The sequence below is a fragment of the Paenibacillus sp. FSL L8-0436 genome, assembly GCF_038593025.1.
GTDB lineage: Bacteria > Bacillota > Bacilli > Paenibacillales > Paenibacillaceae > Paenibacillus_AQ.
In genome coordinates this window covers 3,559,003-3,573,864 of the sequence record NZ_CP151955.1, presented here as the reverse complement: position 1 = coordinate 3,573,864, position 14,862 = coordinate 3,559,003, and the positions used below count along the sequence as shown (strand labels likewise).

Below are 14,862 nucleotides of genomic sequence, written 5' to 3'. Positions count from 1 at the left end.
CGGCTTCAACATTCTGTTATTCTACGGCGTATCTTCAAACCGCTTCCCCGCCAAAACCTGCTGCTGTATGCCCTAAGGAATCATGGGTGCTCTGAGCACGAACGGACCGGGTTGCTCTTATCTGGAGCTTTTAGCCTGTTACAGTAGGAAAACGGACTCCAGCGCAGTTATTTCTCACTGCTGGCCGTTTTTAGATAGAATGCAGAGCAGATAAGGTCGCCCGGGTCCGCAAAAGAGAATAAACAGGGGTTTTACTCTCCATAGCGCCTCCTGAGTCCGTAACGAGCAAACAAACCCGCTGCGGGCTTTAGGGCCACTACTTTCAATGCTAAATCTCTGCTTCCCCAAAGCTCTTCCAGTTTGAAGACATCCTCTAGTCACTCCGGCTTTCTGCTGAAACATTGTACCGCCGCATCACCAGATGCGCATTCAGAGGCAATGGCTCTGCAAATTTCACATCCTTAAAGATCTGATCGCTTTGCGACTGCCACCGGGTTCTCTCATCTGATTGTGGTATGACAGTGCTTGTAATGATCTTACCCTCCGCATCACGCTGAGTAATCTTTAATGTATGCTCAGTCCGGTTAATCTCCAGCATGGTATTGGATTCAATCTCTATTCTCGCGATCTCAAAAGGCAAAATATCAATAATTACAGTCAGCCCAATTCCATTAAAGCTGTATTGATAGGTCTGTCCGGAAGCTTCCGCGGAATAGGCTGCATTAATACTGCCGTTACCTACTTTGACCTGATAGTGCAAATCTTTGATCTCTTCAGGGATTCTGGGTGCAAGCGTAAGCGTACGGCGGATCATATCCGGCTGGATGCCAAGGAAATATTGGTACCAGACCCGCAACTGCTCCGCATTGGACCAGGCCTGCAAATAAGCTCCAGTTAGCTTCGCCCAGTCCTCACCCTCCTGAGGGTAAGCATCCAGATTCTCACTCAGTCCTCCGACCACACCGAGATTCAGCGCTTGCCAGTTCATATTTCGGAACAGCTTGTATGCCGTTTCTGGCTGGCCTGCTTCAATCATCCGCTGCATGGCGATGCCGTTTAACCAGGTCCATACCGCGCCGTTGTGATAAGCTTCATCTTTGTGATAAAGCTCCGTTAGGTGAAAGGGATGGAACAACGGATGCTGACGGTCGAGTGAGGCAACTCCCCAAGGATAAGCCAGTTCCTCCCATGCCGTGCGGATAACTTTGCTCTTAAATTCACTGTCTTCGAGCATATCCAGAGCAAACAGCTGGTTCGGACGCAAGGAGAATTCCGCTTCACCCTCCGCAGTCAACCGGTCTGCCAGATAAGGATGTGCCTGATCACGGAAATCGAGCTCGAAATTGCCCTTTAACTTCTCAGCAATGGCATCCCATTTGGCTGCATTTTCTTGATCATTCATAACCTCCGCAAAATATACGCCCGCCCGAAGCTGATTGTACCAAAGTGCTTGTATATCATTGGCCCGGGTATCCCTTGGCGAATAAGAATTCAGATCGGCATCGCGGGCATCCATCCACGTTTCATTGTCTTTATGTGTAAGATATCCTTTGTCATCCACCCAGTTGCGGATCGACCCTTCTATACTGTTCTGCACCGCCGGGTATAACTGTGTGATGATTGCAGTGTCGCCGGAGTATTTCACATAATCCTGCAGCTGGATAATAAAACGTGGTGTACCGTCAGTGGTATGGTAATCAATGTTCTGGGGAGCGAGAATATTCGGCACTCTGCCGAAAGTTCTGGACGACTCCTCGGTATCCTGAAATTCCGCAAAAGATAACAGGATGTGTTTGGCCGTCTCGAATTGTCCGCTTACGAGCGCTGCACCCGGAAGAGCAATAAATTGATCGCGTCCCCAGTACTCATTGAACCAGGGCAGACCGGCGTAAATTCCCTCTCCCTGCTGCCTTGTCACCAATTGATCCATCGTGAGATTCAGCCAATTCAGCGCAAGGGTGAGCGACTCCGAGCTGGAATCTACATATACATTATGGTTCAAAAAGTCTTCCATCCGCTTCACACGATCCGCTTTCCAGCGGGCAGCATGTTTCTGGGCATCCTGAATCAAGGCAGTTGCCTCAGCGGCCGATTTGCTAACCGCAATGTAAAAGCCATCTGAGTTACCAGAGCTGGTTACAATTCCGTTGTCCATAGAGAGCGGCTGGTTGTTTTTGGAGCCTACAGCAATAATCCAGTCTCCCTCCATGGAGGCAAACAAAGCAATCTGATGATTTAGTGCTATACATTCAACATCCTCACCGTTTAAAACAATTCCGGCAGCCTGCCCGGAGCCGCCTTCCAGACTTACTTCTATTACATTTTTGTAATCAAACATCCAGAGCTCTTCGGTCAGTTCCCCGTGTTTGCGAAGCATTTTATAGGGATACACCCAGACATCCGACTTTCGATTATCTAGCTTTTGCTTATCTATAAATAGAGAATATCCGCCGAAAATTCTGTTCTTGGCCACATTGAATCCTTCAAAATGGGCATGCTCCGGATGATTCGTCAGGTGCGATTGAGTGAAGTAAAAGGCCGCTTCCTTATTGGTAAAAGAAATGCCGCGATTGGCGTCTTGTGGTACAAACATTGTCATCGATTCTAGAATAGCTGGTTTGCCCTCTGCATTCATTAACATTAACCTCCAAAATAATTACGTTTTACTTTAGTGAACCAGCAACCGGAAGGAGTAAGGTTCCATGCTGATTTCATCTGACAGGCGAACGGATTCTCCGGCAAAAATGTCCTGCAGCGACTGATCCTTCAGTTCAACGGGAAGGTTGAGGCTTGCCGCCACCGGTGAATTATGAATCAGCACATACAGAGTGCTGCCTTGTGATTCTTTTGAATAAATCAAGCTTCCGGTCTCATCATCAATGGACAGCCATGAGATATCAGTTTCCTTGAACACGTTGTATTGCTTTCTTAATTCAATCAACCGGCGGATGGTCTGATAGAGATCCTGGTTTTGCTTCGCAGTATCCCATGGCATACATTGCCGGTTGTGGTGTTCATCCCCGCCCAGACCCACTTCGCCACCATAATAAATGCTTGGGGAACCACCGTACGTAAGCTGGAAGACATAGGCTAGCTTCACCAGTTCTGCATTGTCCCCGCAGATGTGGAGAACTCGTGCGGTATCATGGCTGTCCAGCAGGTTGAACATATTTTGCATCACAGGTTTGGGATAGCTGACGAGCAGCCCGTTAATCGCATATACAAAATCTGCTGCTGTAAACCGTTCCTGATTCTGAAGATGGACCCCGAAGAAACGGGTAACTGCTGCCGTGAACTCATAGTTCATAACCGAATCGAACTGGTCGCCCTGTAGCCAAGGGTTGGAGTAAAACCAGTTTTCACCGAGAATATAGATCTCTTTGTTAATGCCTTTGATTTTTTTGCGGAATTCCCGCCAGAAATCATGGGGCACTTCATTGGCAACATCCAGCCGCCAGCCGTCTATATTATATCGCTCAGTCCAATACACAGCTACACTCAGCAGGTACTCTCTTGCTTCTGCATTTTCTGTATTCCATTTTGGCATATTTTCGGCAAATCCAAAAGTCCGGTAGTTCAGATGTGCTCCCAAATCATCGTCATCCGCCGTAGCCGCCATAGAATTTGATACCACAGGTTTGTCCGGGTCCATAATATAAAAGTAATCAAAGTAGAGCGAGTCTTGTCCATTCTTCAATACATCCTGCCAGAAGGGATGCTCATGCCCGCAGTGGTTGAACACGGCATCCAGCATCACTTTAATGCCCCGCTTGTGCGCCTCCTCCACCAGCCGTCCAAAGCTCTCATTGTCACCAAACTGTGGGTCGATCCGGAAATAATCTTTGGTGTCGTATTTATGCGAGCTAGGTGACTCAAAGATAGGCGTAAAGTAAATCCCGTCACAACCAAGACCTCGGATATAATCCAGCTTCTCTGTCACGCCCTGCAGATCCCCGCCAAATTTCTTCTCAGGGCCGTCCAGTTCATCGCTGCCCCAAGCGAGCAGATTGTCCTGTTCCCCGGCAGCTCCCCGGTTGAACCGGTCCGGAAAAATCTGATACCACACGGTATCCCTTACCCAAGCGGGTGCCCTATAAAGATCATCTTCGAGAATATAGGGATAGTTGAAATAATTTGTATGGTCGGCAGGCGGCGGCGAGTCTTTCTGCAGCGGGATGAAGCTATGGGATCCGGCAAAACACAGCTCCTGCCCGTCATCCAATATAAAGCCATAGCGGATTCTGCTCCATTTGAACCCCGGCACCTCTGCAAACCAGCAATCATGCAGACGGGTAACATATTCCTTCTTCATCTCCACAGGCTGTATGGTTTTTACTGCAAACTCCCACACATGTGAACCTTTGCTTACAGGCTTCCAGTTGTACGGGTCAATAGGAAGAAGCTTAACGGCTTGAATATCATCTCTTTTGGTCTTGATACGGATATGAAGGGTCTCCTGATTAACCGCATAGGAAAATGCCCCCTTCGGTTCGTGGATAAATGCTGCCAATTCCATAATAATCGCTCCTTATAAATTAATATTAAAAGGTCAACTTATACGTTTAAGTCATTTTATTATAAGATTCTAATGAGCAGGCTGTCAATTGATGTGCGGAATCCAGACGGTAAAGCGTAAAAGCAGCAATTATCGCCAGGGCAACGCCGGCAGCACCGAACCATGTAATGGAGGACAAAGCAACTTTATTGATGGCTATGCCGCCGAATCCCGCTCCGGCAGCCATCGCGAGCTGCATCATGGACTGATTCAGACCTAGCATAACCCCAGAGGCTTCAGGCTCAATCGTTGTTAAATAATATTGCTGTGTCGGTCCGGACGACCAGGCAGCAAATGACCATAATACCAATACGGCCAATACTCCGGCCAAAGAGTCCTTAACTACAGCTAACAAGAGCAGCATTACGATATGAAGCGCCATTCCGCTGAATAAGGTACGTTGTACTCCCCAGCGGTCTGTACTGTAGCCGCCAACCTTTGAGCCAATCATACTGGCGATCCCAAAAGCCAGCAAAGCCCCGCTGATGTAACCGCTGCTTATACCTGATACTTTGAGCAGAAACGGAGACAGATACGTATAAGCAATAGAATAACCGCCAAGCCAGAAGAAAGAAATGGACAACCCGAGTGCTACTTTTGGCTTTTTCAGCAGTGCTAATTGGTTACGCAGCGGTACAGGTGAATCTCCTTTAATATTCGGTATGGTGAACAAGAGAATGATCATTGCCAAGATGCCCAGCAGAGCAATTCCGCCAAACACAAACTTCCAACCCAGGATATCCGCGGTCATCCGTCCCAGAGGGACTCTGATAATAAGTGATGCCGTAAATCCCATGACGACCGTTGCGATGGAGCTGGCCTGTTTGCCTTCAGGAGCGATTTTGGCAGCAATATTTAAGGCCGTAACCACGACTACTCCGGCTCCAAGCGCCATCAGGATGCGTGCAGCCACGAATAGTCCATACCCAGGCAGCACGAAAGCAAGAATGTTGGATACAACAAATACACCGAGTGCAGAGACGATTAATTTGCGGCGGTCCATGCTTGCTGTCAAAGCCATAAGCACAGGTGTGCAAAGCGCATATACCAATGAGAAAATCGTAATCAGTTGACCTGCAGACGCTAGCGATACACCAAACGAAAGTGAAACCTTATCTAAAATCCCGGATAAAATGTATTCCGAGGTTCCGACTAAAAAACTAATGATGGCGAGTGTGTATATCTTCCAGTTCGTAGACATATGTAATGTTCAGCTCCTAAGTTGTAGTTGTATATAAAGATATTTCGCGAATTATAGATATGATTAATCATAAAAATCTACATATTACGAATTATCGAATTGTTAACTTAAAACAAAACCGAATTCTTAGATCAAGAACTCAGTTTGTGCCTTACATTTCTTGCTTCATGTATTCAGCCATATTGAGAATCGCTTCTTCATCCCTTTGGTAATACGTAAATTTGCCAATACGTTTGGTTGTAATAAGCCCTGCTCTCTGCAGTATCGAAAGATACTGGGAGGCCGTTGATTGAGTCATATTCAGCTTATCGGTAATTTGACTGACACATACCCCTGTTTCCGTCATATCAATCCCTTCATGGGGTGTAAAATGAAGATTAGGTTCCTTGAGCCATTGTAAGATCTGAATCCGCGATTCATTGGACAATGCTTTAAATACATCAATAGGTTTCATGGAATTTATTATATCGATATTTTGCGATATGTCAATTCTCAGTTTCCGAAATCCTGGAGAGCGGTATCCGCATTTCAAAGATTCCATCATGGATGAAGTGGGCGGCGACTTGCTGCACATATACAACTATCCGTCCATCCAGCAGATACCAGCCAGTACTGGAGGTTTCGATTCCCGGAAACTGAAGCGGTGCGAAAGAGCCTGCTTCCCCGGAAGCAATCTTCAGGTTAATATACTGATTAATCTGTGTCTGGTAATTCGGATTATTCCCTGCAAGCTGCTGCAGTGACAGCTCCTCTCCTGTGGCGAGATCGAAGGTCCAGCTGTACCGGATGCTTTTGTCCTGCTTGGATTCGCCCATATATTGATAAGTATCCGCGTACAGACTGAGCAGGCCCTTTTCATTGTAAGCGATCGTCCACTCCACTTGGAGCCCGTAGGGTAAGATATGCGCGTAGTCTATAATTTTGTCCTTGTTGGGATGTGCTGCCCAAGCTTGCGCAAGCTCTTGCTCGGCCTGTGTTTTCCAGCCTTCTGCCTTGTTCTGGAGGAAGTGATTAATCTTATCAATACCCTCTTTGTGCGCAGAACCGGAAAGAACGGGATAACGGATAGAAAATGAATAAGGCTCTGTAGTTACCGCCAGCTCACCGGAAGCGGAAATCGTCAGCTCATTTTCCGGACGTGAATGGAGAAGATAGCTGTTTTTGCCCTTCAGCACAATATCATAACCTGACATTGTAGCTAGCTGGCGGAGCGGCACATAAGTGGAACCCGCTCTAACAAACGGTGTTTTGGCTGAAGAAGTTAGGCCGTTGACACTATAAGAACTATTGTAAAGAGTTAACTTGATCACGCGCCGCGGTTTGCTGAGCGTTAGATCACCGGTCCCGGCCTGATCTTCCACCGTATATCCCATGGCCCGGGCAATCGGCATCAGCTGGACCAACAGGGTTCCATCCGCACTGTACGCCAGTGCTTTCAGCTGTTTACCCTCAATGTTGAACGTTGTGAGAACCGGAGCATAAGGTGAGACGGCAGCGGCAACCTGAGGTTTAATTGCAGAACCTGAAATTGCCTTAGCTGCTTGCCCGCCACTCATTCGGGAAACTGCTCCGGCATCGGCAGATACCCGGGCAGGTGTGGCAAGACATATACTCAATAACATGCATGCAGCGGTAAGTCTGAAAATGCGGACTTGCTTCTGTGACTTTTGAATAGGCAGTGACATGGTAAACCCTCCGTTTCCATTACTTACCTATAGACGAAGAATTGCTTGTTTTGTTTCGGTAACTGACCGGAAAGAGGATTTCAACTGTTGAAATCTTCCTCTGTCAGATCCATATTTACGTTCATTCCAATTCGGCTGCCATCGGCTGCGGCAAAAATTAATTGGGAAGGTCCGAAGTACGAAGCATCACCTGCGGCATATGTACCGGAGACAGAAGCTTGTCCCTTGTCATCTGTCCGAATCCCTCCAAGCTCCGTTATTTCACAGCCTAATTGCTCTCCTAACGTTGAGCTTTGCACAAATTTCGGAGCTACAAAGCCGCCGGTTCTGGCCACACTAGTTCCATCTGCAAAACGAATGTGCTCAAGCCGGCCGTTCTGGCCGTGGAAAGCCGTAACCGGTTGTTCGATCACGACGATTCCTTTAGATTCAAGCTGCTGTTTTTGCTCCTCGGTCAAGGACGCCTGGCCATGTGTACACACAAGCAAATCCTTGCTCCAATTGAGGAGCAGCTTAGCCATATGGAATACGGTCGGATACTCAGAGACAATGGCCAATGGTTGATCCCTCAGCTCCCATCCGTCACAATAAGGACAGTTAAACAGGCTTTTACCGTATAAAGGACGTAAACCTTCGATCTCCGGAAAGATCTCCTTTAGACCCGTCGCCAGGATCAGCCTCCGGGCTTGAACACGGCCCCCTCCCAAATCCTCTATCTCAAATCCACCTTGCGCTTGAGAGACCGAGACCACCTCGAACGGCAAATGGTCTACAGACGGATAACGCTGCAGTTCCTCATGTGCCAGGCGCCTGAACTCAGCCGGTGTTACTCCATCCCTTGTAATAAAACCGTGAGACGCATGCGTAACAGCATTTCTAGGCCGGTTGTTGTCGATCAGAGCCACACTTCTCCTTGCTCTGCCAAGCACTAGGGCAGCATTCAGCCCGGCAGGTCCCCCACCGATAATCGCGCAATCGTAAATCATAAATCTCATCCTCCTTGATGGCTATTAAAGACTTTTTATATCCGGGAATACAACATATTTTTACTCTTGAAGTGCTAACCTAGACTTTCAAATCGTAAGTTTTCATTTTCAAGGACTTACTATATCTATAATATCCTTATACTTGTGACTGTCAAGTTGAAACTTGATAATCCTATTTAATGAAAATATAATGAATTAGATAAGCACCAAACTAAAAAAACTATGGAGGACCTATGAACCTCAACATTCATGAACGGCTGGATCCCGTCTTTGAGACCTTGGGTTTGCTCTACGTCAGTTGCCATGTGGAGACTTACAAGAAAGGGACGATTGAAGACCTGAACAAATTTGGGCTGGACGGAGAAGCCTTCTACAGCAAACATTTGAAAATAGTAGACAAGTACATCCATACCTTTCTTAAATATCGTGTGCTTGATAAGGAAGCAGACTTCTTTTTCGGGGATGAAAATGACTCCTTCTTCTCCGTTCTCCATCTGCTGCTCAGTGAAAATACGGCTTGGCTAAACTCGCTTGCAGAAGTGCCGGATGAGGTGCTTCATGAAGAAATATGGAATATCCTGCTCGATATGGAAGTCATGCAAAATTACCAACAGCAGAAAACCTCACCGTTCGGAATTCTATCTTTGGCTGATATTATCACCTTCCTGAGCGACAGTCCTCTTGAAGAAGGGATGAAATGGAAAATGTTGAGGCTGCTGCAGCAGCCGCGTACACAAATCCTGGCGCTGACCCGGATCATCAACAATAACTTGTCTGCATTTGAACAAGTGTGCCAGGAACTGGAGAAGCCGCTGAATAAGCTGATTTCCAAGTATGTTCAATCCGTGCAAAGGCAGGACGATGTACAATTTATTAAGCTGGTGGAGATGTTTAGCGATGCACCCTCTGTCCATCCTTCTTTAATTGTTCCGCTTGGACAGGTGATGTTCGCCAAGCATTGCTACTATGGCCTGTTCGTCGATCTGCTTCCGGTAGCCAGCAAGGGCCATGCCGATTCCAAAGATTTTCTGCTGCTTCGGATGAAGGCACTCGGGGACAACAGCAAACTGCAAATCCTGGCGTCGCTCAAGGTCAGTCCGAAATACAATCTGGAAATTGCAGATCAGATGGGCTTAACAGCTGCCACCATGTCTCATCATATGAATGTGCTGCTGGCCTGCGGTATGGTCGGAATTGAGAAAAAAAACGGCAAGGTGTATTATCATCTGGACTCAGACAACTTGCGGCAGTTAATTGCTGATCTTGAACATTTTCTGCTATAGCATTGATAGACTTCCCGAGAGTTTTTAGAGGGAAGTTTTTTTGTGCGCACGAATAAGATAAACATCTAATGTGTTTGACATATTTAATATTAATATGATACTGTCACCTTATCAATTAAATGATAATCTAATTCTAGGAGTTGGCTATTTGATGAAACAGTCCATCCGTCAAAACAAAATGCTGCTTGCGGTTACCCTGCTGTTCAGCATCATTACCTCGGCAGCAGGCGTACTGGTTGCGATCATTCTGCAAAAGGTAATCGATGCCGCCATGCAGGGTGACATGTTACTTTTCAAAAAAATTCTGATCCTGTCGGTTGCTTATTTGCTGCTGCTAAGCTTGTTCGGTTTCATATATGCCATTTGCAGCAAAGCCTTGATCCGCAATCTGACCCTGTCACTGAGAGAGCGGGTATTCCGTGGAGTATTCCGCAGAAATGCAGAAGAATTCACTTCGTCCAACACGGCTGATTATTTGTCGGCACTCACCAATGACATCAAACTGCTGGAGGATAACTATATCCAACCCCTGCTGCTTACCCTGCAGAATGTTGTGGTTTTTGCAGCCTCCCTCATTGCACTCCTCTACCTGAGCCCGCTGGTTACCTTGATCCTGGTGGTATGCATGATTCTGATGTTTGCCGTCCCTTCCCTCTTCGGCAAAGCTCTGCAGGACAAACAAAGCGCCGTATCTGCCCGGATGTCCATTTTTACCACTAGCGTTAAGGATTTATTATCGGGTTATGAAGTGATCAAATCCTATGCCATGGGCAAACACACGGAGCAGAAATTCCAGCACGAGAACACCGCAGCAGCAAACACCCGTTTTGCCGCTGACCGGCTGTTTGCCGCCAATGAGAGCCTCTCCCAAACGCTGGCCATTCTCACTCAATTTTCAGTAGTCTTTATTGCCGCTTATCTGATTATTTCCGGAGACTTCTCAGCGGGGAGCCTAGTTGCCCTTGTCCAGCTGAGCGGCGGGTTTGTGGGACCTGTTCTGGTCGTGATGCAGAATCTGCCCAAAATTCAAGGTGTCAAACCTGTTGTGCAACGGATCAATCATCTGACAAGCGAAGAGGCACAGCCGAAGTCAGATTTGCTCGAACCTGTGTTCAACGAGAATCTGCAGGTCAGCCACTTACAATTTGCCTATCAGCAAGGAAATCAGGTGCTTTCAGACATCAACCTTTCCCTGCAAAAAGGAAAAAAATATGCACTGGTCGGACGAAGCGGCTGTGGTAAATCTACACTTGTTAAACTGCTTAGCGGGTATTATGACAGGTATGAAGGCTCCATCACCCTTGATGGGATCAACCTCAAACAGCTTGACCCAGAGCAGCTGCAGCAAATGACAGCGACCATCCATCAGAATGTCTATATGTTCGATACGGACATCAAGCAGAATATTTGCTTACATGAGGAATTCTCCGAGGAAGTTATGGAAACTGCTCTTCATACCAGCGGAGTCCATAAGTTTGTGGAGAAGATGCCCAGTGGACTGCTGACTACCGTTGGTGAGAACGGCTCACAGCTCTCCGGCGGCCAGCGGCAGCGGATTGCCGTTGCCCGGGCGCTGATCCGCAGCAAGCCGATCCTGATTCTGGATGAAGGAACTTCCGCGATTGATATGCAGACCGCTTATGAAATCGAAAGCAGACTGCTCACGCTTAAAGAGCTGACCTTAATGACGATAACCCATAATATGAATGAGGAATTGTTGGGATTGTATGATGAAATTATTTATATGGAGAACGGACGAATCGCTGAGGTTGGCAGCTTCCAGGAGCTTCGCGCGCGCGGTGGCGGATTTGCAGCCTTTTGCTCATTGCACAAGGGGGATGTTGCGGAGGTGCTTCAAGCATAATCAGGTGAGATCATGAAACAGCCAGCTCTCCATAAACCGGAGACTGGCTGTTTTTCCCTGCCAAGAAATGCTGTTAATAATACCATACTGAACCCTGAACGTCATCACAACGGATAATCCATTTGATTCTATAAAAATTAAAGGCGGGCTGTCCAAACCGCTCTTGTCCAAGCCAGTTGAAATCCGGCCCGTTCCATATTGTTCTGGCTCGTAGAACCAAAACCCGCCTGAGCCGTTATGAGCCGGCAACCTGCCAAGTGAGCCTCGTGCATCCTCTTGTCCAATAGTGCAGTCTGGATCCCCCGGTTTCTGTATTCCAGAATTGTTGCGGCGAGTGTGCAGGAGGCGATATCGCCGTTTATATGCATCGCAGCCACTCCTGCCGGAAGCCCCTCCCAATAACCTGCGAAAAGCTTCCACCCCGGCCTATTCAGCAATCCTATGTTATTATTCACGAAATGAATCTTATCGGACAACGGCATGCCGGAAGCTAGGCAATGGATTTCTGCATAAGTGTCAAAGGAATTTACGTTATCAATTTCGACAATTGTTATCTTGGATGGAAGTTCAGACGGCGTTTGATGCGGCAGCCCATACAGTACAGCATGAAACCCACTCTGGTAAAGTCCATAATCAGCTAACCCTTTAAAAAGCCTGGAGCTGCAATGAACAGGATCCACATCGATCTGGAAAGCTCTGTCTTTGGCAGCATAAAATCGGATGATCTCCTCCAGCTTGTCCACGTCCTGATCAGAGATTCCTTTAACGGAATTGAACAGGCTCCATGGCATGGTCCTGATATAGAAACCAGTGGTGTGGCCGAAACGGACAATCTCAACACCCTCCGGGTTACCTTCACATTCGCGGATGGAGCTAATTCTTGAGGTTAAATAGTCAATTTCTGACTGCTGGATTTGTTCAGCAAGACCTTGGTTCAAGACTGGCAGCTTCATGAAAGATCACTTCCTATGATGGATTTGAGTTTCGCTTCAGTATTTCAATTACTCCCCGTTTTGCATCTACCTGTACTTCATCGCCATTCTGGAGAAGACTTGTCGCAGCCTCTACCTGAACAATCGCCGGAATGCCCATCTCCCGGGCAAAAATAGCTCCGTGCGATAAGAAACCGCCCACTTCGGTTACGATTGCTGCACATTCCAAGATCGCATAAGTCAGATTGGGCGTCAGGATTGGAGCTACGATGACCGCATTTTCCGGAATCTGGTTGTAGCTTTCCCGGTCCAGCGGATTCATTAATTTAAAGACCTTTCCACTTCTGCATCCTTGAGCCACAGCTACCCCCTGCAGCTTTTGGTCTTCGGACACCTTCCGCGCATTTCCGGGCTTCAGAAGTAATGGAGGGTTAATTGCTGTTGCTGCGGCAAAGCTTTTTTCCCGTTGAAGGAGTTCCGTTTCTTCCACACTTTGGCGGGCACCGGAGATCAGTTTATGTATTTCATCGGGATAGAGGAAAAATAAAGACTCCCTGCTTTCTATTTTACCGCAGTCTACTAATCGCTGAGCGATTTCGAGCAAGATTCTTCTAATGGAGGATGCACCTTTCTGGAGCAGATAATCGTCATCTTCTGTTCGGATCACGTAGGCTCTATACTCTGTTAACAGCCTATGAAATTCCGTTTTCTCGTCATGCTCCATCCGTTGCCCAATCCTGGCAGCAACTTCTTTCCAGCTTTCCTGACCTTTCCCCTCACGAGAAATCTTGCGGGTATGGAGTTCAGCGGCAATTCTGGACAACAACGTTTCTGGACTCTCGGCCAAGGTCTTCAGGTGCAGTGCCAAGGGATGCGGAAGCTCGTAGCCGTACTGGGAAATGAAAGCAGCAAATTGGTCTGCCCATGGATGAGGTTCACTGCTTCTAACCTTGTTGCACAGTTCTCCAAAGTCAGGATATTTCCGCGCAGAGTTTACCAATTGGTTAAGCTGCAACGTTTTTTGATACGTGATCGTGTTCACTTCTCCAGTCAGCGAGGACAATAAAAGCGGTACGTCTGCATTCTCTCCAGCATAGCGGCTGACGAGCTGTTCCAGCTCCTTCCCTATGATGCGTCGTGCCATGAACCAGTCCCGGTTCAAATACTCACTCACATAAGACCGGTTGATCTCTACCCGAGCAGCTGTCTTCTCCCATAAGTCTTCAAGTGAGGCTTGCGTAATATTTTCGTTCAGCTGTTGATCGAAGATCGGCTCGTATCTGTTTCTAAGCGCCTGCCATCTAAGCAGCATGCTTGTCCCGTCGTCCGGTTGTGAAGGCGCAGCGGCACCAACGTTCTTTTTCAGACTGATGTAAGGGTAATGCTGAACGAACCGTATATCCCAATAAGGCATTTGAAAATAATTGCCCGGATCCAGCTTCTTTACTAACGGAGTAACGGGTTCCGTGCACTGATCAAGAAGAAACCAGTCCTCTTCAAGGAAGGAGTCAGGGATATGTGCAAAATCGTAGTCCCACGAATCGGTATGGACTCCGGTTGTTACAGGACGAACCTGAAGCCAGTAAAGCGATTTGTTCTTGATGCAAAACTCCATGTCCACCTGCTGCTGCATTAGCTCCTTTGCTTTCATAATCCATGGTTCCATATGCAGCAGGAGCTGTTCGAGCAGTGGGCTGGAATCGCTCCATTTGCCTTCCCGGTAATGGACCATTGGATTGGTGTCCCCGCCCACGAGAGCTTCTCCTCTTCCTTCTACAAGTTCAATGATTATTTCGGATTCTCCCGTAAGCGGGTTGCAGGAAAACAGAACACCGGAATAATCCGGTTCAATAAATGTCTGAATGATCACAGGAATTGCCCCCTCATGCACTTCAGCAACTGCAGCCGGCAGCTGAGAGGACTGTTGAATAATTACGGTCTTGTATTGACCAGCCATGGACTTCGTTCCGCCGTCTTCGTCGATTGCCGTGGAGCGGACGGCCCAGCCGTCAGCGGAAGGAAGCATTCTCTCCAGACGCTCAGACAGTCGATTCAACTTCTGCTGCAGTTCAGCTTCCGAACATACGAAATAAGTTTGGGACAGCACTACACCATCGGGCACGCTGAATTGTTCGTTTATTAGCTTGGACAAATTCAAGGCTTTGTTGCCAACTTCCACTGCTTTTAAATCCAGAGATTTCAGTGATAACTCCAAGCCGCAATCCTCCTTTTACTGCTAATTTTCAAGTTCCCTAATATACCAGGCCTCACAGGCAAAATGCTCGAAACCGGCAAAAGGGGCAATTCCGCATCTGCACATTGCCTCCAAACCCCTCTACATATTCTCTTAATTATA

10 protein-coding genes are annotated in these 14,862 nt (G+C 47.4%); 2 read left to right on the top strand and 8 right to left on the bottom strand.

What is annotated here, in order from left to right; all coding sequences use genetic code 11:
- Positions 1 to 373: 373 nt before the first annotated feature.
- The 6 genes from NSS79_RS16485 to NSS79_RS16460 form a co-directional block, all read right to left on the bottom strand.
- Positions 374 to 2,635 (bottom strand): amylo-alpha-1,6-glucosidase, encoded by a 2,262-nt coding sequence (locus NSS79_RS16485; RefSeq protein WP_342440187.1) that lies wholly within the window; start codon positions 2,633 to 2,635, stop codon positions 374 to 376.
- Positions 2,636 to 2,668: 33 nt separating this feature from the next.
- A complete protein-coding gene (locus NSS79_RS16480; RefSeq protein ID WP_342440186.1) occupies positions 2,669 to 4,516 on the bottom strand; it encodes a glycoside hydrolase family 13 protein in 1,848 nt (615 codons plus the stop codon).
- A gap of 46 nt (positions 4,517 to 4,562) precedes the next feature.
- Positions 4,563 to 5,756, bottom strand: coding sequence for an MFS transporter (locus NSS79_RS16475; RefSeq protein WP_342440185.1), 1,194 nt, complete (start codon positions 5,754 to 5,756; stop codon positions 4,563 to 4,565).
- Between the two features lie 151 nt (positions 5,757 to 5,907).
- Positions 5,908 to 6,210 carry a metalloregulator ArsR/SmtB family transcription factor gene (locus NSS79_RS16470; RefSeq protein WP_076109379.1) on the bottom strand — a complete coding sequence of 101 codons (303 nt, stop codon included), beginning with the start codon at positions 6,208 to 6,210 and terminating at the stop codon, positions 5,908 to 5,910.
- Between the two features lie 31 nt (positions 6,211 to 6,241).
- Positions 6,242 to 7,441, bottom strand: coding sequence for a DUF4163 domain-containing protein (locus NSS79_RS16465; protein WP_342440184.1), 1,200 nt, complete (start codon positions 7,439 to 7,441; stop codon positions 6,242 to 6,244).
- Positions 7,442 to 7,521: 80 nt separating this feature from the next.
- Positions 7,522 to 8,427: an NAD(P)/FAD-dependent oxidoreductase gene (locus NSS79_RS16460; protein ID WP_342440183.1), complete on the bottom strand. Its 906-nt coding sequence runs from the start codon at positions 8,425 to 8,427 to the stop codon at positions 7,522 to 7,524.
- A gap of 233 nt (positions 8,428 to 8,660) precedes the next feature.
- On the opposite strand from NSS79_RS16460, the gene NSS79_RS16455 reads away from it, so the two are divergent.
- Both NSS79_RS16455 and NSS79_RS16450 read left to right on the top strand, forming a co-directional pair.
- Positions 8,661 to 9,710, top strand: a complete 1,050-nt coding sequence (locus tag NSS79_RS16455) for a metalloregulator ArsR/SmtB family transcription factor (protein WP_342440182.1) — start codon at positions 8,661 to 8,663, stop codon at positions 9,708 to 9,710.
- Between the two features lie 151 nt (positions 9,711 to 9,861).
- Positions 9,862 to 11,574 carry an ABC transporter ATP-binding protein gene (locus tag NSS79_RS16450; protein ID WP_342440181.1) on the top strand — a complete coding sequence of 571 codons (1,713 nt, stop codon included), beginning with the start codon at positions 9,862 to 9,864 and terminating at the stop codon, positions 11,572 to 11,574.
- Positions 11,575 to 11,711: 137 nt separating this feature from the next.
- Here the strand turns inward: NSS79_RS16450 and NSS79_RS16445 are convergent, their stop codons facing one another.
- The gene (locus tag NSS79_RS16445) at positions 11,712 to 12,527 is read right to left on the bottom strand and encodes an N-acetyltransferase (protein WP_342440180.1); all 816 of its coding nucleotides are present in this window, start codon (positions 12,525 to 12,527) and stop codon (positions 11,712 to 11,714) included.
- A gap of 13 nt (positions 12,528 to 12,540) precedes the next feature.
- A complete protein-coding gene (locus NSS79_RS16440) occupies positions 12,541 to 14,721 on the bottom strand; it encodes a PEP/pyruvate-binding domain-containing protein (RefSeq protein WP_342440179.1) in 2,181 nt (726 codons plus the stop codon).
- Positions 14,722 to 14,862 lie beyond the last annotated feature (141 nt).

Coding starts and splice junctions, on each gene's coding strand:
- NSS79_RS16485 (WP_342440187.1), bottom strand. CDS start 2,635: ATGAATGCAGAGGGCAAACCAGCTATTCTAGAATCGATGACAATGTTT.
- NSS79_RS16480 (WP_342440186.1), bottom strand. CDS start 4,516: ATGGAATTGGCAGCATTTATCCACGAACCGAAGGGGGCATTTTCCTAT.
- NSS79_RS16475 (WP_342440185.1), bottom strand. CDS start 5,756: ATGTCTACGAACTGGAAGATATACACACTCGCCATCATTAGTTTTTTA.
- NSS79_RS16470 (WP_076109379.1), bottom strand. CDS start 6,210: ATGAAACCTATTGATGTATTTAAAGCATTGTCCAATGAATCGCGGATT.
- NSS79_RS16465 (WP_342440184.1), bottom strand. CDS start 7,441: ATGTCACTGCCTATTCAAAAGTCACAGAAGCAAGTCCGCATTTTCAGA.
- NSS79_RS16460 (WP_342440183.1), bottom strand. CDS start 8,427: ATGATTTACGATTGCGCGATTATCGGTGGGGGACCTGCCGGGCTGAAT.
- NSS79_RS16455 (WP_342440182.1), top strand. CDS start 8,661: ATGAACCTCAACATTCATGAACGGCTGGATCCCGTCTTTGAGACCTTG.
- NSS79_RS16450 (WP_342440181.1), top strand. CDS start 9,862: ATGAAACAGTCCATCCGTCAAAACAAAATGCTGCTTGCGGTTACCCTG.
- NSS79_RS16445 (WP_342440180.1), bottom strand. CDS start 12,527: ATGAAGCTGCCAGTCTTGAACCAAGGTCTTGCTGAACAAATCCAGCAG.